General features: G+C 71.8%; 17 protein-coding genes. 8 read left to right on the top strand and 9 right to left on the bottom strand.

Annotated features, from left to right (window positions below):
* The first annotated feature begins 3 nt into the window (after positions 1 to 3).
* Entirely contained in the window at positions 4 to 933 is a 930-nt protein-coding gene (locus D3P35_RS20785; protein ID WP_198670723.1) for a zinc-ribbon domain-containing protein, read from the top strand.
* 565 nt (positions 934 to 1,498) lie between these two features.
* On the opposite strand, the gene D3P35_RS20790 is transcribed toward D3P35_RS20785, so the two are convergent.
* From D3P35_RS20790 to argH, 5 genes are all read right to left on the bottom strand, one after another.
* The gene (locus tag D3P35_RS20790) at positions 1,499 to 4,147 is read right to left on the bottom strand and encodes a TIGR02302 family protein (RefSeq protein WP_118137473.1); all 2,649 of its coding nucleotides are present in this window, start codon (positions 4,145 to 4,147) and stop codon (positions 1,499 to 1,501) included.
* Between the two features lie 39 nt (positions 4,148 to 4,186).
* On the bottom strand, positions 4,187 to 5,455 hold the full coding sequence (lysA, locus tag D3P35_RS20795) for a diaminopimelate decarboxylase (RefSeq protein ID WP_118137475.1): 1,269 nt from the start codon (positions 5,453 to 5,455) through the stop codon (positions 4,187 to 4,189).
* Positions 5,456 to 5,857: 402 nt separating this feature from the next.
* Positions 5,858 to 6,445: a hypothetical protein gene (locus D3P35_RS20800; RefSeq protein ID WP_118137478.1), complete on the bottom strand. Its 588-nt coding sequence runs from the start codon at positions 6,443 to 6,445 to the stop codon at positions 5,858 to 5,860.
* Positions 6,446 to 6,562: 117 nt separating this feature from the next.
* The gene (locus D3P35_RS26900) at positions 6,563 to 6,697 is read right to left on the bottom strand and encodes a hypothetical protein (protein WP_255418374.1); all 135 of its coding nucleotides are present in this window, start codon (positions 6,695 to 6,697) and stop codon (positions 6,563 to 6,565) included.
* Entirely contained in the window at positions 6,694 to 8,088 is a 1,395-nt protein-coding gene (gene argH, locus D3P35_RS20805; RefSeq protein WP_118137480.1) for an argininosuccinate lyase, read from the bottom strand. The genes D3P35_RS26900 and argH overlap by 4 nt, the downstream gene beginning before the upstream one ends.
* Positions 8,089 to 8,123: 35 nt before the next feature.
* Here argH and D3P35_RS20810 point away from each other — a divergent pair, with 35 nt between their 5' ends.
* Complete coding sequence (locus D3P35_RS20810; protein ID WP_118137482.1) at positions 8,124 to 8,720, top strand: TlpA disulfide reductase family protein; 597 nt, start codon at positions 8,124 to 8,126, stop codon at positions 8,718 to 8,720.
* A gap of 234 nt (positions 8,721 to 8,954) precedes the next feature.
* Here the strand turns inward: D3P35_RS20810 and D3P35_RS20815 are convergent, their stop codons facing one another.
* Both D3P35_RS20815 and D3P35_RS20820 read right to left on the bottom strand, forming a co-directional pair.
* Positions 8,955 to 9,257 carry a hypothetical protein gene (locus tag D3P35_RS20815; RefSeq protein WP_118137484.1) on the bottom strand — a complete coding sequence of 101 codons (303 nt, stop codon included), beginning with the start codon at positions 9,255 to 9,257 and terminating at the stop codon, positions 8,955 to 8,957.
* A complete protein-coding gene (locus tag D3P35_RS20820) occupies positions 9,254 to 9,823 on the bottom strand; it encodes a DNA-3-methyladenine glycosylase I (RefSeq protein ID WP_118137486.1) in 570 nt (189 codons plus the stop codon). Before D3P35_RS20820 ends, D3P35_RS20815 begins: the two co-directional genes overlap by 4 nt.
* A 130-nt stretch (positions 9,824 to 9,953) precedes the next feature.
* Here D3P35_RS20820 and D3P35_RS20825 point away from each other — a divergent pair, with 130 nt between their 5' ends.
* The gene (locus tag D3P35_RS20825) at positions 9,954 to 11,666 is read left to right on the top strand and encodes an EAL domain-containing protein (RefSeq protein WP_198670724.1); all 1,713 of its coding nucleotides are present in this window, start codon (positions 9,954 to 9,956) and stop codon (positions 11,664 to 11,666) included.
* 47 nt (positions 11,667 to 11,713) lie between these two features.
* On the opposite strand, the gene phaR is transcribed toward D3P35_RS20825, so the two are convergent.
* On the bottom strand, positions 11,714 to 12,322 hold the full coding sequence (gene phaR / locus D3P35_RS20830; RefSeq protein ID WP_118137490.1) for a polyhydroxyalkanoate synthesis repressor PhaR: 609 nt from the start codon (positions 12,320 to 12,322) through the stop codon (positions 11,714 to 11,716).
* A 347-nt stretch (positions 12,323 to 12,669) separates the two neighbouring features.
* On the opposite strand from phaR, the gene D3P35_RS20835 reads away from it, so the two are divergent.
* The 5 genes from D3P35_RS20835 (at position 12,670) to D3P35_RS20855 (ending at position 17,627) form a co-directional block, all read left to right on the top strand.
* Positions 12,670 to 13,821: an alpha/beta fold hydrolase gene (locus tag D3P35_RS20835; protein WP_157982246.1), complete on the top strand. Its 1,152-nt coding sequence runs from the start codon at positions 12,670 to 12,672 to the stop codon at positions 13,819 to 13,821.
* A gap of 91 nt (positions 13,822 to 13,912) precedes the next feature.
* Positions 13,913 to 15,088 carry an acetyl-CoA C-acetyltransferase gene (locus D3P35_RS20840; protein WP_118137494.1) on the top strand — a complete coding sequence of 392 codons (1,176 nt, stop codon included), beginning with the start codon at positions 13,913 to 13,915 and terminating at the stop codon, positions 15,086 to 15,088.
* Between the two features lie 115 nt (positions 15,089 to 15,203).
* Positions 15,204 to 15,926, top strand: coding sequence for a beta-ketoacyl-ACP reductase (locus D3P35_RS20845; RefSeq protein ID WP_118137496.1), 723 nt, complete (start codon positions 15,204 to 15,206; stop codon positions 15,924 to 15,926).
* 106 nt (positions 15,927 to 16,032) lie between these two features.
* Positions 16,033 to 16,770 (top strand): type 1 glutamine amidotransferase, encoded by a 738-nt coding sequence (locus D3P35_RS20850; RefSeq protein WP_118137498.1) that lies wholly within the window; start codon positions 16,033 to 16,035, stop codon positions 16,768 to 16,770.
* Positions 16,767 to 17,627: a DMT family transporter gene (locus D3P35_RS20855; protein WP_118137500.1), complete on the top strand. Its 861-nt coding sequence runs from the start codon at positions 16,767 to 16,769 to the stop codon at positions 17,625 to 17,627. Before D3P35_RS20850 ends, D3P35_RS20855 begins: the two co-directional genes overlap by 4 nt.
* A 33-nt stretch (positions 17,628 to 17,660) precedes the next feature.
* On the opposite strand, the gene D3P35_RS20860 is transcribed toward D3P35_RS20855, so the two are convergent.
* A complete protein-coding gene (locus D3P35_RS20860) occupies positions 17,661 to 17,834 on the bottom strand; it encodes a YdcH family protein (protein ID WP_118137502.1) in 174 nt (57 codons plus the stop codon).
* Between the last annotated feature and the right edge of the window lie 129 nt (positions 17,835 to 17,963).

The following is a 17,963-nucleotide window of genomic DNA, read 5'->3' on the forward strand; positions in this document are numbered from 1 at the left end:
ACGATGCGACTTCAGTGCCCAAATTGCAGCGCCCGCTACCAGGTGCCGGACAGCGCCATCCCGCCCACCGGGCGTTCGGTGCAATGCTCCGCCTGCGGCACGTCCTGGACCCAGCCGGGCCTTCTGCCGCTGGAGGACCCCGAGCCGGCCCTGCCGATGCGCGAACGGCCGGCCGAGGACGGCGGCTGGTCGGTGCTGGGCCCGGACCCCGCGCCTCCCCCGGCCGAAGCCCCTGCTGATTCGGGCACGCGCGCGCCCTCCGGCCGCGACCCGCTCGATCTGGCGGTTGCCGCGGCGCTGGCCGCCGAACTCGGCCGCGGCCTCGAGAGGCCGGTGCCGCGCGATGCCCCGCCGCAGGACCAACCCCCCGCTGGCATCGCCCCCACCGGGCCCGAGCCGGCCGCGCCCGAGGACGCGGAACACGAGACCGCCCTGCCCCCGCTGCCCGACGGCGCCCGCCGTGCCCATGAGCGCGAGGACGCGCTGATACGGTCGCTGCAATCCCGGCTCTCGGAGCGCGAGCGCCGGGCCGAGGCGACAGCCGTGGCGGCGATCAGCACCCTGCTCTCGCGCCAGGAGGCGGCGCAGGAGGCAGGCCCCCGCCGCCCCGAACGTCCGCACGCCGAGCCCCCCCGCTCCGCGCCCCCCGCGCCGCCGCGCAGCCTGCCGGTGCGCGTGGCTCCGGCCGAGCCCGAAGCGGCCGGGCGCGCCGCGGGCACGCAGGGGCGCTTCGCCCTCGGCCTCGCGATCCCGCTCACGATCTTCGGCCTCGCGCTGCTGCTCTACGTGCTGCATGAGCCGGTGGGCACGCTGGCGCCCGGCGCGGCCCCGGCCCTGGGCTCCTATGTCGAGGGCATCGACACCGCCCGCGCCGCGCTGCAGGACGGCTGGCAGACTGCCGTGGCCTCCGTGCGGGAGCTGGCCGGGCGCTGAGCCCCCCGCCCCGGCGGGCCCGCGCTCTCGGCAGCCGTGCTCCGGCGCGTCGGGTCGTCGCCCCGGCGATGCTGCAGGGTGACGGAGCCGGCATCGCGCGGGCGTCTTTCAGGAATTTTCCCCGGCCCTTAGGGGTGGAGCGGCCGCGCGAGGCCAGGTTTGCGGCCTGTCGCCCGGCCGACAGGGATGACCCGCAAGGGGGCCACGCCGGACGGCGCCATTTCCGTGACGAACGACCGTCCCTGCCCCGCGATGCTCCGGGGCAGGCCGATGCCCCCGTCTCCGACCGCCGCGCCCGGCGGTGGCCTGTGTTCGCGATGCGCCCCGGCATGGCGCGGGAAGCGGCCGCCCGCAGGCCGCGGGTGCGGGCTTCCGGCGCCGCGCGCGCTTCGCAGCGCATTCCCTGTCCGCTCGCGGGGGAAGGCCGCTCGCAGTGCCCGGCCGGACGGACATCGGAGCAGGCGGGCCGCCGCTTCGCGCGCAGGACGCGCCCGGCCCCTTGCCTTCCGGCGGAGCGGCAGCGAGGGCACGGGGCGCGGCGGGCCCTCTCGGGGCCCGGGCCGGCTCAGAAACGGTCGAGCAGGCGGCGCAGGTAGTCGAGCTCGGGCTCGGGACGGTCCTGCTCGCCGGCGCGGCGGCGGATCTCGTCCTGCAGCTGGCGCGAGCGCTTCCAGGCCTCGGTGCCGGGGATCTGCACGTCGTTGCCCTCGATGTCGCCCTGGCTGCCCGTGGGGCGGCCGAGGGGGTCGCGCGGCTCGCCGGGGGCGTTTTCCGCCCGTTCGGGGCCGCCGGGGGAGCCCGGCTGGTTCTGGGCCTGCTGGCGCATCGCCTCGTCGAGCGAGCGCATGCCCTCGCGCAGGTTGTCGAGCGCCTGGGCCTGGTCGTCGACCGCCGAGCCGGGGTCGCCGTTTTCCAGCGAATCGCGGGCCGAGCCCATGTCGCGCTCGGCCTGCTCGAGCGAGCGGCGGGCCTGCTCGCCGGGGTCCTGGCCGTTCTGGCCGGGCATGCCGCCCTGGGGCATGCCGCGGCGCAGCTCCTCGAGCAGCTGGCGCAGCGCCTCCTGCTGGCGGCCCAGCGCGCCCGAGCCGTCGCCCTGCTGCTGGCCCTGGCCCTGCTGGCCCTCCTGCCCCTGCTGCCCCTGCTGACCCTGCTGGCCCAGCTGGCCCTGCTGGCCGAACTGGCGCTGCAGTTCCTCGAAGGTCTGGTCGCCCAGTTCCTGCTGCTCGCGCATAAGGTCCTGCAGGCCCTGCATCATCTGCTCGCCCTGGCCGGGCTGCGGCTGGCCGTTGCGCATGGTCATCTGGAGGTTTTCCATCAGCCGCTGCAGCTGCTGGAGCAGTTCCTGCGCCTCGGCGCGCTGGCCGTTCTGCATCATCTCGTTCATGCGGTCGAGCATCTCCTGCAGGTCCTGCATGGACATGTTCGGCTCCGCCTGGGCCTGGTCCTGGTCCTGCGGGTTCTGCTCCTGGTTCTGCAGCGCCTGGCGCATCATCTCCTGCAGGTAGTCCTGCATGGCCTGCTGCATCTCTTCCATCAGCCCGGCGATCTCCTCGTCCGAGCTGTCGGGGTCCTCCAGCGCCTGGGAGAGGCGGTCCTGCGCGCGGCGCAGCCGCTCCAGCGCCGAGGAGAGGTCGCCGTCCTCCACCAGCAGCGCCGCGTGCCAGAGCATGTCGGAGACCTCGGGCCGGCGCTCGGCCACGGCATTGCCCTCGCGCGCGTAGTCGAGCCGGCGGATGGCGGTGCGGGTGGCGAGATAGGCCTTGGTGTTGTCGAAGATGTCGTCGGGCCGGTGGGTGATCGCCTTCAGGAGCTGGCTCACCCGCGTGGTGTTCTCGAGGCTCCACAGCAGGTCGCGGCGCTGCTCGACGAGGGCGCGGGCCAGCGGCTCGTAGAAGCGCCGGCCGGGCAGAACCACCTCGTAGGGCTCGGAGACCGTCTCCTGCCCCGCGGCGTCACGCGCATGCAGCACCACCTTCACCGGCAGGCCCGCCCAGGGGTGCTCGGAGAGGTCGATGATCTCGCGCTCCTCGAAATCCTTCGCGACGCCGGTGCGCGGCAGGGCGAGGTCGAACTCGATGGGCTCGCGGGCCTCGGGCTCGGCCACGAGGCCATGCGCGCGCTCGATGCGCTCGAGGTCCAGCGTCACGCGGGCGAAGGCGGCGGTGATGCCGTAATCGTCCGCCCCGCTGTAGACGAACTGCGCGGCGCCCTCGGAGGTGCGCTCCGGCGGCTCGACCAGCGCGATGACGGGCGGTGCGTCGGGGGTCACGGTGAAGGCCCAGTCGCCCAGCGTGGTCCCCTCGTCGGAGATGGTCACCTGGCCGTTGCGGGTGACGGTGAACTCCGCCTCGGCGAGGCCGGGCTCGCCGGTGAGCGCGGCCGGGCTCGCGCCGCCGGACACCGCCTCCTCCAGCGCCGGGGCCTCGGAGCCGCCGTAGAGCCGCAGGGTGACGGTGGAGCCCACGGGCACCTCGAGGCTGTTCGCGTCGAGCTCGGAAAGGTAGACGACCGGGCGGCCGGTGTAGGCCGGCGGGCTGGCCCAGGCTTCCAGCACCGGGCCGGTCTCGTCGGCCGCCGCGGGAGGCAGCACGGCGCGGGGGTCGAGCTGCTCGCGCACCGAGCCCTGCCCGAAGACGAGCGCGGCGAGGAACAGCACCAGCGCGCCGTAGCGCAGCGCGCGGGGGTCGCGCGCGGTGAGGTTGATGTCGGGGAAGCGGGCGCGGGCCCGGTCGGCCTGGGCGGCGATGCGGGCCATGTGGATCTGCCACACGGCGCGGGCGGCGGGGTCGTCCTGCCCCAGCTCCTGCCGGTCGCCCAGCGAGGAGACCGGGCGGCCGGGCAATTCGTCGTCCAGCCGGCGCACCGCGTCACCGCGGCCGGGCCAGCGGAAGCTGCGCACACCGCGCACCGCGGCCCAGCCGAAGCCGGCGACAAGGGCCAGCAGCACCAGCAGGCGCAGCCACTCGGGCAGGATGCCGATGAGTTCAAGCCGGATGAGGGCGAAGGCAAGGAAGGCGATGCTCCACACCGGCCAGAAGGCCTGCGTGATGCGCTCGATCACCAGGGCCGCGCGGGTCTGGTCGATCCGCCTGCGCAGCCGGGCGAGCGCGTCCTGCGCGCCGGTCAGCGCCTGGCCGGCAGGGCTGCGGACAGCAGTCTGGCCCGAAGTCTGGGAGGACCTGGAGGAGGGAGTCGCCTGCTTCTCACCCTTCATTTCACCTCTCAATCGGCGGGCGAGGGGGGGATTCCCGACTCAGCCCATCCACGAGGGTATCGTATCGCGTGCCAGCATTTCCTCAATGGAGGGCCGGGCCCTGACCACGTCAAAGTGATCGCCCGAGACCAGCACTTCCGGCACCAGCGGGCGGGAGTTGTACTCCGAAGCCATTACCGCCCCGTAAGCGCCGGCCGAGCGGAAGGCCACCAGCGCCCCGGCGGAGAGCGGCGGCATCGGCCGGCCGCGGGCGAAGGTGTCGCCGGTCTCGCAGACCGGGCCGACGATATCCGCCGGCTGCGGCTCCAGGCCCGGCGCGGGCTCGACCACCGGCAGCACGTCGTGGTGGGCGTCGTACATCGCCGGGCGGATGAGGTCGTTCATCGCCGCGTCGAGGATGAGGAAGCGCCGGCCCTCCCCCTCCTTCACGTAGATCACTTCGGAGACCAGCAGCCCCGCGTTGCCCGCGATCAGCCGGCCCGGCTCGATCTCGATCTGGCAGCCCAGGTCGCCCACGGTGCGGCGGATCACCTCGCCGTAGTCGAAGGGCAGCGGCGGGGCCTCGTTGGTGCGGGTGTAGGGGATGCCCAGCCCGCCGCCGAGGTCGAGCCGGCGGATGTCGTGGCCGGCCGCGCGCAGGGTGCGGGTGAGCTCGGCCACCTTGGTGAAGGCGGCCTCGTAGGGGGCGAGCTCGGTGAGCTGCGAGCCGATGTGCACGTCGATGCCCACCACCACGATCCCCGGCAGCGCGGCCGCGCGGGCATAGACCTCCGGCGCGCGGGAGATCGGGATGCCGAACTTGTTCTCCGACTTGCCGGTGGCGATCTTGGCATGGGTCTTCGCGTCCACGTCCGGGTTCACCCGGATGGCGATCGGCGCGGTGGTGCCCATGGCGGTGGCGATCTCCGAGATCGCCTCCAGCTCCGGCTCGCTCTCCACGTTGAACTGGCGGATGCCGATGGTCAGCGCCTGCGCGATCTCGGCCCGGGTCTTGCCCACGCCGGAGAACACGATGCGGCTGCCCGGCACGCCGGCGGCCTGCGCCCGGGCGATCTCGCCGCCCGAGACCACGTCCATGCCCGCGCCGAGGTCGCCCAGCAGCTTGAGCACCGCGAGGTTGGAATTGGCCTTCATGGCGTAGCAGATCAGGTGGTCCATGCCGGCGAGCGCTTCCTCGAACACCCGGTAGTGCCGGGTGAGCGTGGCGCAGGAATAGACGTAGAAGGGCGTGCCCACGGCGGCCGCGATTTCCGGCAGGGCGACATCCTCGGCATGCAGGATGCCGTTGCGGTAGGTGAAATGGTCCATCGGTCTCGGCTCGCCCCGGCATGAAAGAGGGCCGGGCGCGCGGGGGCTCCGGCCGGGTAAGGATGCCGGCCCCGCGGGGCGCGCGCCACCGCCGGCCGGAGCGCGACGGTTAGCCCGCGGGGGGCTGCGTTTCAACCCTGTTGCACGCTTGTTTCCGGGCGTCGGGGGCCTGCCGCGGGCCGGAGGGCAACCCGCGCGCGAGGGGCGTGGCGCCGACATGCTGCCGGACCGGCGTCGCAAGGGAGGGCAGCCTGCAGGCGCGGGCCGCCCCCTGCCCCTCCCGGCCGGCCCGGGTGCGCGGCCCGCGCCAGCGGGCCGTTTCCCGAGCGGGGGCTCGATGCCCCCCGAGGGAAAGCCCCGGCCGGGCCCCTCGGGAAGGCGGCGACACCCCGCGGCTGCGGCCTACTGCACCTTCATGTGGAAGATCGACCAGATCCAGTAGTCGTCGTTCATCTCGGCGAGGTCGTCGCGCTCGGCCCGGGGAAAGACGATCTGCGTCGGGCCGAAGCCGCCGATGCCCATGGGCGCGCCGTCGCGCTTGAGCGCCAGGATGGCGCCGTTGCGCACCAGGTAGCTCACCGGCACCTCGATGGCGTAGCCGTCGAGCGCCATGGCGGTGAGCGTGTCGCCGTCCGCGCCCGCGGCCTCGAGCACCGCGGCGATGCTCGGGCCCTCGAACTCGTGCTCCTCGCCGCCCTTGGGGAAATCGGCGCGCACCTTCACCATGTCGAGCTTCTCGAGGCTGAGGTAGTCGAAGCCGGTGCCCTCGCCGAATTCCACCGCGTTGTGGCCGAAGAACTTGTCCACCTCGGGGTCGTAGCCGCCGCGGTTGGGCTTGGTCACGTCGCCGGTGACGGTGAGGATCACCGGCCCGCGCTCCTGCGCCGCCGCCCGTCCCGCGGGCCCGGAGGCAGAGGCGGCCGCGAGCGCGAGCCCGAGAGCCATGGCCAGCGCGGCCGGCCGGTGAAGGTTGAGAAAAGTGCCAAACATAATATCGGAACTCCCTGGCGGCTGCGCGATATGCTCCGCGCCGGCCGCCTTCCCTGTTGAAACGGGTGAGGGAGCCCCGATCGGCACAGACCGGGGGTCAGGACCTTGCGGGGTCCCTCACGGGTTGGGCCCCGTGGTGGCCTCCTGTCGGTCGGGCTGGTGCGGCGTCGGGGCGACGGGGTCGCCCTTCTTGCCGCACCCGGCGAGCACGAGGAACACCGCGAGAAACACCAGCCCGGCATAGCGTATCATGCGAGGTCCTCTTTCCAGCGTGCAACCTGCGCACGAACGCCTGCGGGTGATGTTCCCCCGTAGCTTGCCCGACTCGCGACAGAGTTGTCCACACCCAAGACTTCGAACACCCCTGCGTTGATACCCTGGTTAACCGCGCGCATTTCTTCCAGCGTCAGGTCCGGCAGGTCGCAATTCTTGTCTTCTGCCAGTTTCACCAGCGTGCCGGTGACGTGATGCGCCTCGCGGAACGGCAGTCCGAGCTCGCGCACCAGCCAGTCGGCGAGGTCGGTGGCGGTGGAGAAGCCCGAGCCCGCGGCGGCGCGCAGGTTGTCGGCCCGCGGCGCCATGTCGCGCACCATGCCCTCCATGGCGGCAAGCGCCAGCATCAGGCTGTCGGCGGCGTCGAAGACCTGCTCCTTGTCCTCCTGCATGTCCTTCGAATAGGTCAGCGGCAGGCCCTTCATCACCGTGAGCAGGCTGATGAGCGCGCCGTTGATGCGGCCCACCTTGGCGCGCACCAGCTCGGCCGCGTCGGGGTTCTTCTTCTGCGGCATGATCGAGGAGCCGGTGGAGAAGCGGTCCGACAGCGCCACGAAGCGGAACTGCGCCGAGGACCAGATCACCAGCTCCTCCGCGAAGCGCGACAGGTGCGTGGCGCAGATCGAGGCGAGGGAGAGGAACTCCAGCGCGAAATCCCGGTCCGACACCGCGTCGAGCGAGTTGGCCGCCGGCCGGTCGAAGCCCAGCGCCTGCGCGGTCATGTGCCGGTCGATGGGGAAGGAGGTGCCGGCAAGCGCCGCGGCGCCGAGCGGGCTCTCGTTCATCCGTGCCCGGGCGTCGCGCACGCGGGAGCGGTCACGGGCGAACATCTCGACATAGGCGAGCATGTGGTGGCCCCAGGTGACCGGCTGGGCGGTCTGCAGGTGGGTGAAGCCGGGCATCACCATGTCGGCCCCGGCCTCGGCCTGGGCGACATAGGCGCGCATCAGCGCGGTGAGCGCGCCATCGAGCGCGTCGAGCTGGTCGCGCACCCAGAGGCGGAAGTCCACCGCCACCTGGTCGTTGCGCGAGCGGGCGGTGTGCAGGCGGCCCGCCGCCTCGCCGATCAGCTCGCGCAGGCGGTTCTCCACGTTCATGTGGATGTCCTCGAGTGCCGTGGAGAACTCGAAGGTGCCGCCCTCGATCTCTGACAAGACCGTGAGCAGGCCTTCCCGGATCGCCTCCGCATCGCTATCCGTGAGGATGCCCGTGGCGCCCAGCATCGCGGCATGGGCGCGGGAGCCTTCGATATCCTGCCGGGCCAGACGCTTGTCGAAGCCGATGGAGGCATTGATCGCCTCCATGATCGCGTCGGGGCCGGAGGCGAAGCGCCCGCCCCACATCTGGTTCGAGGATCTGTCCTGTGTCATACCCGCATTCCTGTCATCCTGGAGGAAGAGACACCATGAAGCGTCGGGCGCCCCTCCTTTCCGCCCTGCTATACGCGGCGGCGCTGGCCGGCGCAAACCCTGCCGCGGCGCAGGAGGTGACACCGGAGCTGCTGGCCACGCTGAAGGCCGGGCTCTCGGGCGACATGCGCAAGCTCGCCCTCGCCGAGGCGCCGGGGCGGAGCTACGACGCAGGCTTCAGGACGGCGGCGGGCGAGGACACCACGCTCGCGGCCGAGGCCGCGGGCCGCATCGCGCTGGTGAACTTCTGGGCCACCTGGTGTGCGCCCTGCCGCGAGGAGATGCCGGCGCTGAACGCGCTGGAGAAGGAGCTGGGCGGGCCGGATTTCACCGTGATCACCATCGCGACCGGGCCGAACAACCCCGCGAAGATCGACAGGTTCATGGAGGACGAGGGCATCGACGCCCTGCCCCGCCACACCGACCAGCGCGCCGCCCTCGGCCGCCAGGCGGGGGTGCTGGGCCTGCCGGTGACGATGATCCTCGACCGGGAGGGGCGCGAGCTCGGCCGGCTCACCGGCGGTGCGGACTGGGCCTCGCCGGAGGCGCGCGCCCTGATCGAGGCGCTGATCGCGGGCGAGCCGGCGTCCTGAGGCCAGGCGGTGTTCCGGGGTTCGGAACGGCAGCGCAAGCCTTGAGGAAGCCTTCCCCTCGGGGGGCATCGAGCCCCCGCTCGGGGAACGATCCCGCCTGCGCGGGACGGGCGCCCTGCCCCGGCCGGGAGGCAGGACCGGGCGCGCCTGCCCCGGAGCTTGCTTCGGCGGCTCCCCCAGAGCCGCGTTTCACCCGGCAGCGTCGCGCCCTGGCCTTTCGCCGGATCGCCCCGCTCAGGCCCGCTTCGCCCGCGCCCGGCGCCGCCAGGCGAGGAGCAGCGCCAGCAGCCCCGAGACGAGCAGGCCCAGCCCGCCCAGCGGCAGGCTGACGAGCGCGAGCCAGCCGGCGACGCCCATGGCATAGAGCGTCTCGCCGAGGTTGGCGCCGAGCAAGACGCAATCATGCGCCGAGCCCTCGTCGAGCCGGCAGCCGAGCGCACCGGCGATGGCCGCCGCAGCCAGCACGCTCAGGATCGGCAGCAGGGCGACCAGCGCCGACAGGGAGGCGCCGGCAAGCAGCAGCCGGCGGGGTGTCACCGGGCGAGATCCGCGTGGCGGTGGCAGGTCACCACATGGTCGTTCACCATGCCCACGGCCTGCATGAAGGCATAGACGATGGTGGGGCCGACGAAGCGGAAGCCCTCGGCCTTCAGCGCCTTCGACATGGCGCGGGATTCGGGCGTCTCGGTGGGGACGGCGGACATGTCGGCCCGGGCGGGCTGCAGCGGCGCGCCGCCCGTGAAGGCCCAGAGGAAGTCGGAGAAGCCCTCGCGCGCCTCGATGCGCTCCCAGGCGCGGGCGCCGTCGATCGCCGCCTCGATCTTGCCGCGGTGGCGCACGATGCCGGGGTCGGCGAGGCAACGGGCCACCTCGGCCTCGCCCCAGCGGGCGATGCGCGCGGGCTCGAACCCCTCGAAGGCGCGGCGGAAGTTCTCGCGCTTGCGCAGGATGGTGATCCAGGCGAGCCCGGCCTGGAAGCCGTCGAGCATCAGCTTCTCGTAAAGGGCGCGGCCGTCGCGCTCAGGCACGCCCCACTCGGTGTCGTGGTAGGCGACATAGAGCGGGTCTGTGCCGCACCAGGCGCAGCGGGTGTCTGGGGTCATGTGGCTCTCGCTCCCTCGGGCGGATGGACGGTATCGGAACGGACATAGAACAGGCAGCGGCGATTCACAAAGCGAAAGGATTTCGGGCGTAGGAAAGGCGCAGCGGGACGCGGGCAAGGGGCGGCGAGACATGACGGATGAGGATGGCGTGGCGGGCTGCGGGACCGGGGGCGACAGCGTCGCGACCGGGCTGCTGAAGAGCTTCGGCGTGCGCCTCTACGAATGGGACCTGGCGAGCGACGCCATGCGCTGGGTCGGGGCGGATGGCCCGTTGCCGCAGGTGCCCGGCCTGGGGCGGGTGGGCGACGGCCATGCCTTCGCCGGCCTGCGCGCCGACGGGGCGGAGCGCACCGCCTGGGCCCTGCGCGCGGCGCCGGGAGAGATGAAGCGCTTCTGCTTCTCGGTGCCCAGCGGGCCGGTCACCCTCGCCTGGTTCGAGGACAGCCTGCGCCGCCTGCCCGACCCCGCAACCCGGCGCTTCGGCGGCATGCTGCGCCGCATTCCGCCGCCGCGCGCGACCGGCGTCGCACCGGCGCTCTCCGGCAGCATGGCGCCGGTCCATCCGCCCGTGGCACCGGTGCAGGAGGCCCGGGCCGCCCGCGCCCGGCTGCGCGAGCGGCTGGCCGGCGTCTCCCTCTCGGAGGACCGCTACTACGTGGTGCTCGGCGTCGACAACCTGCGCGACCTCAACCGCACCCTCGGGGCGGACGTGACCGACGAGATCCTGGAGGAGGTCTTCGCCCGCATCGCCCGCGCCCGGCCGGACCACTCGATCTGCGCCCGGGTGTCGAGCTCGAAGGCCGGTCTCGCCCTCTCCGGCCCCGCGCCGGAGGCCCTCGCCGCCGGGCTGCGCGCGGTGATGGAAGCGGTGGGCCGCAACACCATCGACACCGGCGCCGGTCCGGTGGCGGTGACCATATCGGCCGGCGTGCTGCACACGCCCCCCGGCGCGGTGCTGCCGCCCGACCCGCTCGCGGAGGCGCTCGTCGCCTTCGACCAGGGGCGCTTCGGCCGGGTGGAGGCGCTGCGGCTCACCCGCGGCGACGCCGCGCAGAGCCTGCAGCGCGAGCGCATGAGCGCCAGCGCCCGGCTGGTGATGGACGCCGTCTCCCGGGGGGGCATCGCGCTGGCCTTCCAGCCCGTGATGCGCGCCGGCGGCGCCGGCACGGTGGCCTTCCACGAATGCCTGGTGCGCATCCTCGACGCCGGCGGGGCGGAGGTGCCGGCCGGCGCCTTCATGCCCGCGATCGCCAATCTCGGCCTGGTGCGCCAGGTCGACCGGGCGGTGCTGCGCCACGCCCTGTCGGCCCTGCGCCGCAACCCCGGCCTGAGGCTGTCGGTGAACCTCTCGCCGCAGTCGATGCAGGACAGCGAATGGCTCTCCGCGCTGGAGGAGGCGGCCGCCGGGACGCCGGACGCGGTGGAGCGGCTGATCCTCGAGATCACCGAATCCTACGCCATCATCGACCCGATGCGCACGCTGGAATTCATGACCCGGGTGCGCGCGCTCGGCTGTGCCTTCGCGCTCGACGATTTCGGCGCCGGCTACACGTCCTTCCGCCATTTCAGGGACTTCCACTTCGACGCGGTGAAGATCGACGGCAGTTTCGTGCGCGGCATCGCGACGAGCGAGGACAACCAGATCCTGGTGCGCACCCTCGTCTCGATCGCCGGGCATTTCAGCATGTTCACGGTTGCCGAATGCGTGGAGACCGCGCAGGACGCCGCGCGCCTCACGGCCATGGGCATCGACTGCCTGCAGGGCTACCATTTCGGCCGCCCGCGCATCCGCGAGGACTGGTACCGCGGCGACGACCGGCCGACCGACCAGCGCCGCGCCTGAGGCAGGCCGGGCGGCGCGCGCCCGACCCGTTGCTCAGGAGAAGCGGCTCAGGGCTTGCCGACCAGCTTGGAAAGCTGCGCCTGCATCTCGGCGAGCTGGGACTTCATGTCCTCGAGCTCGGTGTCGCGGGCGGCGGGGGCGCTGCGCGGCTCGCCCCCCTCCTCCGCCGCCTTCTCGTTCTCCGCGGCCCGCGCGGCCCCGGCGAAGGGCGCGAACATGCGCATGGCGTTCTCGAACCACTCCATGTTGGTGCGCGCCATGGTCTCGAAATTCGCGAAGGCGGGATTCGCGTCGAAGGCGGCCCGCACCTTCTCGCGCATCGCCTCCTGGTTGGAGGCGAAGGTGTTCATCGAGGCTTCGAGGTAGCCCGGCACGAAGCCCTGCAGCGTGTCGCCGTAAAGCCGGATGAGCTGGCGCAGGAAGCTGATCGGCAGCATGCTCTGGCCGCGCGACTCCTCCTCGAAGATGATCTGCGTGAGCACGGAGTGGGTGATGTCGTCGCCGGTCTTGGCATCGTTCACCACGAAGTCGGTGCCCTCACGCACCATCTCCGCCAGATGCTCCAGCGTCACGTATGTCGATTTGGAAGTATTATACAGCCTCCGGTTGGCATATTTCTTGATGACAACCGGCGCTTGTTTCTCGGCATCCAACACGAGGCTCCTCCCCTATCCGCAGCCGGTTGAGACCGGTGCCCGTCATTGATAGGAGCACTTTACTACCCGGTTGCGGCATCGCAACGCAATTTTTGCATACGCGAGTGCGCGCCACGGGTTATAGGCTGTTCGAATGCAACGGAAAGAGGACCAGGCAGATGAAGGGGCGGAGGCCGCGGCGGCGGATCCTGAGCGCGCATCTGCCTACCTCGATCTCTGGGAGCGCAACATTTCTCGGCTGGCGGAGGAGGGTCCGGCGCCCGAAACCACCCCCGCCTGACCGCAGCGGCTTCCCCGCACCGCTGATCTTCCACCTCGCCTCGGGCGCCGCCATCCTGGAGAAGGGCGTGGCGCTCTCCCCGCTCTCGGGCGACGAGCGCTTCCCCTGGGCGCCCTCGCTGCTGGAGCGCGGCCGCGACATCGGTCGGCTGGAGCCGGTGGATGTGGCCCGAGAGGCCGCGCGCCGGCTGGGCGAATTCGTGGCCGGGGTGGAGCGCTGGCAGACCCACCCGCATGCCCGCACCCTGCCCGACCCGCCGGCGCTCTGGCGCGGCGGCGCTTCCCGGCTGCTCGATTTCGGCGGCGAGGGGCCGGCCGTCATCGCCATCCCCTCGCTCATCAACCGCGCCTACGTGCTCGACCTCTCGGCCGAGACCTCGCTCATGCGCCATCTCGCGCGCAGCGGGTTGCGGGTGTTCCTGGTCGACTGGGGCGTGCCGGGCGCGGCGGAGGCGGGGTTCGACCTCACCGCCTGGCACGACCTGCGCCTCGCCCCCATGCTGGAGGCGGCGCGCGCGGCCGCCGGGCCGCCGGCGCTGCTGGGCTATTGCATGGGCGGGGCGCTGGCCGCCGCCGCGGCGCAGATCGCGCCCGCCGGCCTGCGCGGGCTCGCGCTGATCGGCACGCCCTGGAGCTTCGAGGGCGGGCCCGGCATGGGCCCCACCCTGCGCGGCATGGCGCGCGAATACGGCGCCGAGCGGCTCACGCAGGAGCTCATGTCGATGGACAAGGCCTTCGGCGCCGTGCCCTCCGACCTGCTGCAACTGCTGTTCGCCCTGCTCGACCCCGGGCTGGCGCTGGCGAAGTTCCGCCGCTTCGCCCGCATGGACCCCGGCTCGGCCGAGGCGCGCCGCTTCGTGGAGCTGGAGGACTGGCTGAACGACCCCGTGCCCCTGCCCGGCCCCGCCGCGGTGGAAATCCTGGTGGACTGGCAGATCCGCAACCTCACCGGCGCGGGGCGCTGGTGGCTCTCGGGCAATCGCATCGCCCCGGAGCGGCTGGCCCTGCCCGCCCTCGCCTTCTGCTCGCGCACCGATCGCATCGCGCCGCAGGCCAGCACCCTGCCGCTGGCGCGGGCGATTCCGCACGCCCGCATCCTCGAGCCGATGTCGGGCCACGTGGGCATGATCGTGGGCAGCCGGGCGCGCCGCGAAGTCTGGGAACCGTTGAGGGATTTCCTTGCAGACCCCACGGAGGGGTACCAATATAGGAACAGTTGACCCGTGACAGGGCCGGTTCCCGCAACTATGTTGCGCCGCACAAACGACTGCGATGGGGAGCCCGCATCTGCGGGTCCGAAAGGAGAAACGCATGACGAACGTAGTGATCGCCTCCGCTGCCCGCACGGCGGTGGGGAGTTTCAACGGGTCCTTCGCCAACACGCCGGCCCATGACCTGGGCTCGACCGCGATCAAGGCCGTGCTGGAGCGCGCCGGCGTTCCCGCCGAGGACGTGTCCGAGACCATCATGGGCCAGATCCTCACTGCCGGCCAGGGCCAGAACCCCGCCCGCCAGGCCCATATCAACGCCGGCCTGCCCGAAAGCTCCGCCGCCTGGGGCATCAACCAGCTCTGCGGCTCGGGCCTGCGCGCCGTCGCCCTCGCCTGCCAGCACGTGATGCTGGGCGATGCCGACATCGTGGTGGCCGGCGGCCAGGAGAGCATGTCCATGGCGCCCCATGCAGCACACCTGCGTGCCGGCCAGAAGATGGGCGACATGAAGTTCATCGACACGATGATCAAGGACGGGCTCTGGGACGCCTTCAACGGCTACCACATGGGCCAGACCGCCGAGAATGTGGCCGAGCAGTGGCAGATTTCGCGCGAGATGCAGGACGAGTTCGCGGTGAAGTCGCAGAACAAGGCCGAGGCCGCGCAGAAGGCCGGCCGCTTCGCCGACGAGATCACCCCCTTCACGGTCAAGACCCGCAAGGGCGACATCGTGGTCGACCAGGACGAGTACATCCGCGCCGGCGCCACGCTGGAGAGCATGCAGAAGCTGCGCCCGGCCTTCGCCAAGGACGGCTCGGTGACCGCGGGCAACGCCTCGGGCATCAACGACGGCGCCGCCGCCGCCCTGCTGATGACCGACAAGGAAGCCGAGCGCCGCGGCATCGAGCCGCTGGCGCGCATCGTCTCCTACGCCACGGTGGGCCTGTCGCCCAAGATCATGGGCGTGGGGCCGATCTACGCCTCGCGCAAGGCGCTGGAGAAGGCGGGCTGGAAGGTCGGCGATGTCGAGCTCGTGGAGGCCAACGAGGCCTTCGCCGCCCAGGCCTGCGCGGTGAACAAGGACATGGGCTGGGACCCCGAGATCGTGAACGTGAACGGCGGCGCCATTGCCATCGGCCACCCGATCGGGGCCTCCGGCGCGCGCGTGCTCAACACCCTGCTGTTCGAGATGAAGCGCCGCGACGTGAAGAAGGGCCTTGCCACGCTGTGCATCGGCGGTGGCATGGGCGTTGCCATGTGCGTCGAGCGTCCCTGACGCTCCTGACCTCGGCCGCAGCCGGGCGCCCGTGCCCGGCTGCGACCGATTTTCCATTTAAACACTTGAAAAACACGATAGAAAAAGACTGCCTAACAGAGAGGAATCCCTACGAATGGCACGAGTTGCACTAGTCACGGGGGGCTCGCGCGGGATCGGCGCGGCCATTTCCAAAGCCCTCAAGGAGGCCGGCTACACCGTCGCGGCGAATTATGCCGGAAACGACGCGGCAGCGGCGACATTCACCGAGGAGACCGGCATCAGGACCTACAAGTGGTCCGTGGCCGACTACGAGGCCTGCAAGGCGGGCATCGCCGCGGTGGAAGCCGATCTCGGCCCGGTGGACATCCTGGTGAACAACGCCGGCATCACCCGCGATGCCATGTTCCACCGCATGACCCCCGAGCAGTGGCGCGAGGTGATCGACACCAACCTCTCCGGCCTGTTCAACATGACCCACCCCCTCTGGACCGGCATGCGCGAGCGCAAGTTCGGCAGGGTGATCTCCATCTCCTCCATCAACGGCCAGAAGGGCCAGATGGGCCAGGCGAACTACTCCGCCTCCAAGGCCGGCGACATCGGCTTCACCAAGGCGCTGGCGCAGGAAGGCGCGCGCGCCGGCATCACGGTAAACGCCATCTGCCCGGGCTACATCGCCACCGACATGGTGATGGCGGTGCCCGAGAAGGTGCGCGAGGGCATCATCGGCCAGATCCCGGTGGGCCGGCTGGGCGAGCCGGAGGAGATCGCGCGCTGCGTGGTGTTCCTCGCCTCCGAGGAGTCGGGCTTCATCACCGGCTCCACCCTCACCGCCAACGGCGGCCAGTACCTGGCCTGACGAGGACCCCCGGCGGGCGGCGCGCGCCGCCCGCCCCTGCCCCGCGAGAGAGCCGATTGCTCCCGCCGCGCGTTGCGATATTGTGCGCCGCAAACGGAGGCAGGCCATGCGAATCGGAATTCTCGAAACCGGCGATATCCCCCCCTACCTGGTCGCGGCCGAGGGCAGCTACCCGGCGATGTTCGCCCGGATGCTGCTGGCGGAAGACCCGCGCCTGAGCTTCCAGACCGTGAGCGTGGTCCACGGCGAGCAGCCGGCCGACCCGCGCCAGGCCGATGCCTGGATCATCACCGGCTCGCGCCACGGCGTGTATGACGGGCTGCCCTTCATCGAGCCGCTCAAGCAGTTCATCCGCGACTGCGTGGCCGCGGGCGTGCCGATGGCCGGCATCTGCTTCGGCCACCAGATCCTGGCCGAGGCGCTCGGCGGCAGCGCGGTGAAATCGGACAAGGGCTGGGGCCTCGGTGCGCAGGATTACCCGGTGGTGAACCGCCCCTCCTGGATGGCGGGCAGTGCGGCCGGCTACACCGGCCTCGCCGTGCACCAGGACCAGGTGGTGGCGCTGCCGGATGACGCGACCGTGCTCGCCGCCTCGCCCTTCTGCGAGATCGCCGCCGTGGCCTATGGCGATGCCGAGCGCCCCGCCGCCATCTCGGTGCAGAGCCACCCGGAGTTCAGCCCGCCGGTGGTGCGCGCCATCGTCGAGGACCGGCGCGGCCTGGCGGTGCCGGAGCCGGTGGCCGAGGCCGCACTCGCCAGCCTCGAGACCCCGCCGGCCGACAACCCCTGGCCGCGCTGGATCCTGTCCTACTTCCGCCGCATGGCGCTGGCCCGCGCGGCGTGAGCCGGCAGCGCGCCACGCTGATCGGCGGCATCGCCATCCTGCTCTGGGCGTCGCTCGCCCTGTTCAGCGTCGGCGCCGCCCCGGTGCCGCCCTTCCAGCTCAACGCCATGTGCTTTGCCGTGGGCGCGCTGGTGGGGCTGGCTTGGATGCGCGCCGGCGGGAGGCGCATCGCACTGCCGCGGCTGGCGCCGCGGGTGTGGGCGCTCGGCGTGGTCGGGCTCTTCGGCTACCACGCGCTCTACTTCACCGCCCTGCGCAACGCGCCGCCGGCCGCGGCCGGGCTCATCGCCTATCTCTGGCCGCTGCTGATCGTGATCTTCTCCGGCCTGCTGCCCGGCGAGCGGCTGCGCTGGCCGCATCTCGCGGGCGCGCTGGTCTCGCTCGCCGGCGTGGCGGTGCTGCTCGGCGGGGGGGCTGGCTTCGGCGCGGGCAACACGCTGGGCTATGCCGCGGCCTTCGCCTGTGCGCTGTTCTGGTCGGGCTACTCGGTGCTGAGCCGCCGGGTGGGCGATGTGCCCACCGATTGCGTGATGCTGTTCTGCGCCGTGACGGCGCTGCTCTCCGTGCCCTTCCACCTCGCTTTCGAGGAGACCGCCTGGCCGGTGGGCGCCGCGGGCTGGGCCTCGGTGCTCGCCCTAGGCCTCGGTCCGGTGGGCCTTGCCTTCTATGTCTGGGACGTGGGGGTGAAGCGCGGCGACATCCAGCTTCTGGGCGTGCTGTCCTATGCAGCACCGCTGCTCTCCACCCTGCTGCTGATCGTGACGGGTGTGGCGGCGGCGGAGGAGAGCCTCGCGATCGCGGCTCTCCTCGTTGTCAGCGGGGCCGCTCTGGCGGCCTGGGGCTCGGCCCGGCGCTGAGGGAACGCACCGGGCGGGAGACCGGATTCCTGCCTACTGGAGCTCCACCGAAAGGCGGGATATCTCCTCCTTGAGCCGCAGCTTCTCGCGCTTGAGCTCGGTGAGTTTCAGACTGTCGGTGGAGGGGCTGCGCGCCTCCATCTCGATACGCTCGGACAGCGTCTCGTGCTTCTTCTGAAGTTGGGAGATATGCGAACTCAGGCTCATGGAAGACTCCTCTCCAGTCCGTTGATCGTGCTCCGATTAGAGCATTGATTCTTTTTTGTGTCATCAGCGGAGTTTCGCGCATTGCGCGACAACTTGCCGATCATTGCGCGGACACCGTGTGCCACGCAA

This window comes from Oceanicella sp. SM1341 (genome assembly GCF_003448965.1).
Classification (GTDB): domain Bacteria; phylum Pseudomonadota; class Alphaproteobacteria; order Rhodobacterales; family Rhodobacteraceae; genus Paroceanicella.

Excerpts from the sequence above, each read along its gene's own strand:
- lysA (WP_118137475.1), bottom strand. The coding sequence starts at position 5,455 with ATGGACCATTTCACCTACCGCAACGGCATCCTGCATGCCGAGGATGTC.
- D3P35_RS20820 (WP_118137486.1), bottom strand. The coding sequence starts at position 9,823 with ATGACCCCAGACACCCGCTGCGCCTGGTGCGGCACAGACCCGCTCTAT.
- D3P35_RS20850 (WP_118137498.1), top strand. The coding sequence starts at position 16,033 with ATGCGAATCGGAATTCTCGAAACCGGCGATATCCCCCCCTACCTGGTC.
- D3P35_RS20800 (WP_118137478.1), bottom strand. The coding sequence starts at position 6,445 with ATGTTTGGCACTTTTCTCAACCTTCACCGGCCGGCCGCGCTGGCCATG.
- D3P35_RS20845 (WP_118137496.1), top strand. The coding sequence starts at position 15,204 with ATGGCACGAGTTGCACTAGTCACGGGGGGCTCGCGCGGGATCGGCGCG.
- D3P35_RS20790 (WP_118137473.1), bottom strand. The coding sequence starts at position 4,147 with ATGAAGGGTGAGAAGCAGGCGACTCCCTCCTCCAGGTCCTCCCAGACT.
- D3P35_RS20840 (WP_118137494.1), top strand. The coding sequence starts at position 13,913 with ATGACGAACGTAGTGATCGCCTCCGCTGCCCGCACGGCGGTGGGGAGT.
- D3P35_RS20860 (WP_118137502.1), bottom strand. The coding sequence starts at position 17,834 with ATGAGCCTGAGTTCGCATATCTCCCAACTTCAGAAGAAGCACGAGACG.
- D3P35_RS20825 (WP_198670724.1), top strand. The coding sequence starts at position 9,954 with ATGACGGATGAGGATGGCGTGGCGGGCTGCGGGACCGGGGGCGACAGC.
- D3P35_RS20785 (WP_198670723.1), top strand. The coding sequence starts at position 4 with ATGCGACTTCAGTGCCCAAATTGCAGCGCCCGCTACCAGGTGCCGGAC.
- D3P35_RS20810 (WP_118137482.1), top strand. The coding sequence starts at position 8,124 with ATGAAGCGTCGGGCGCCCCTCCTTTCCGCCCTGCTATACGCGGCGGCG.
- argH (WP_118137480.1), bottom strand. The coding sequence starts at position 8,088 with ATGACACAGGACAGATCCTCGAACCAGATGTGGGGCGGGCGCTTCGCC.
- D3P35_RS26900 (WP_255418374.1), bottom strand. The coding sequence starts at position 6,697 with ATGATACGCTATGCCGGGCTGGTGTTTCTCGCGGTGTTCCTCGTGCTC.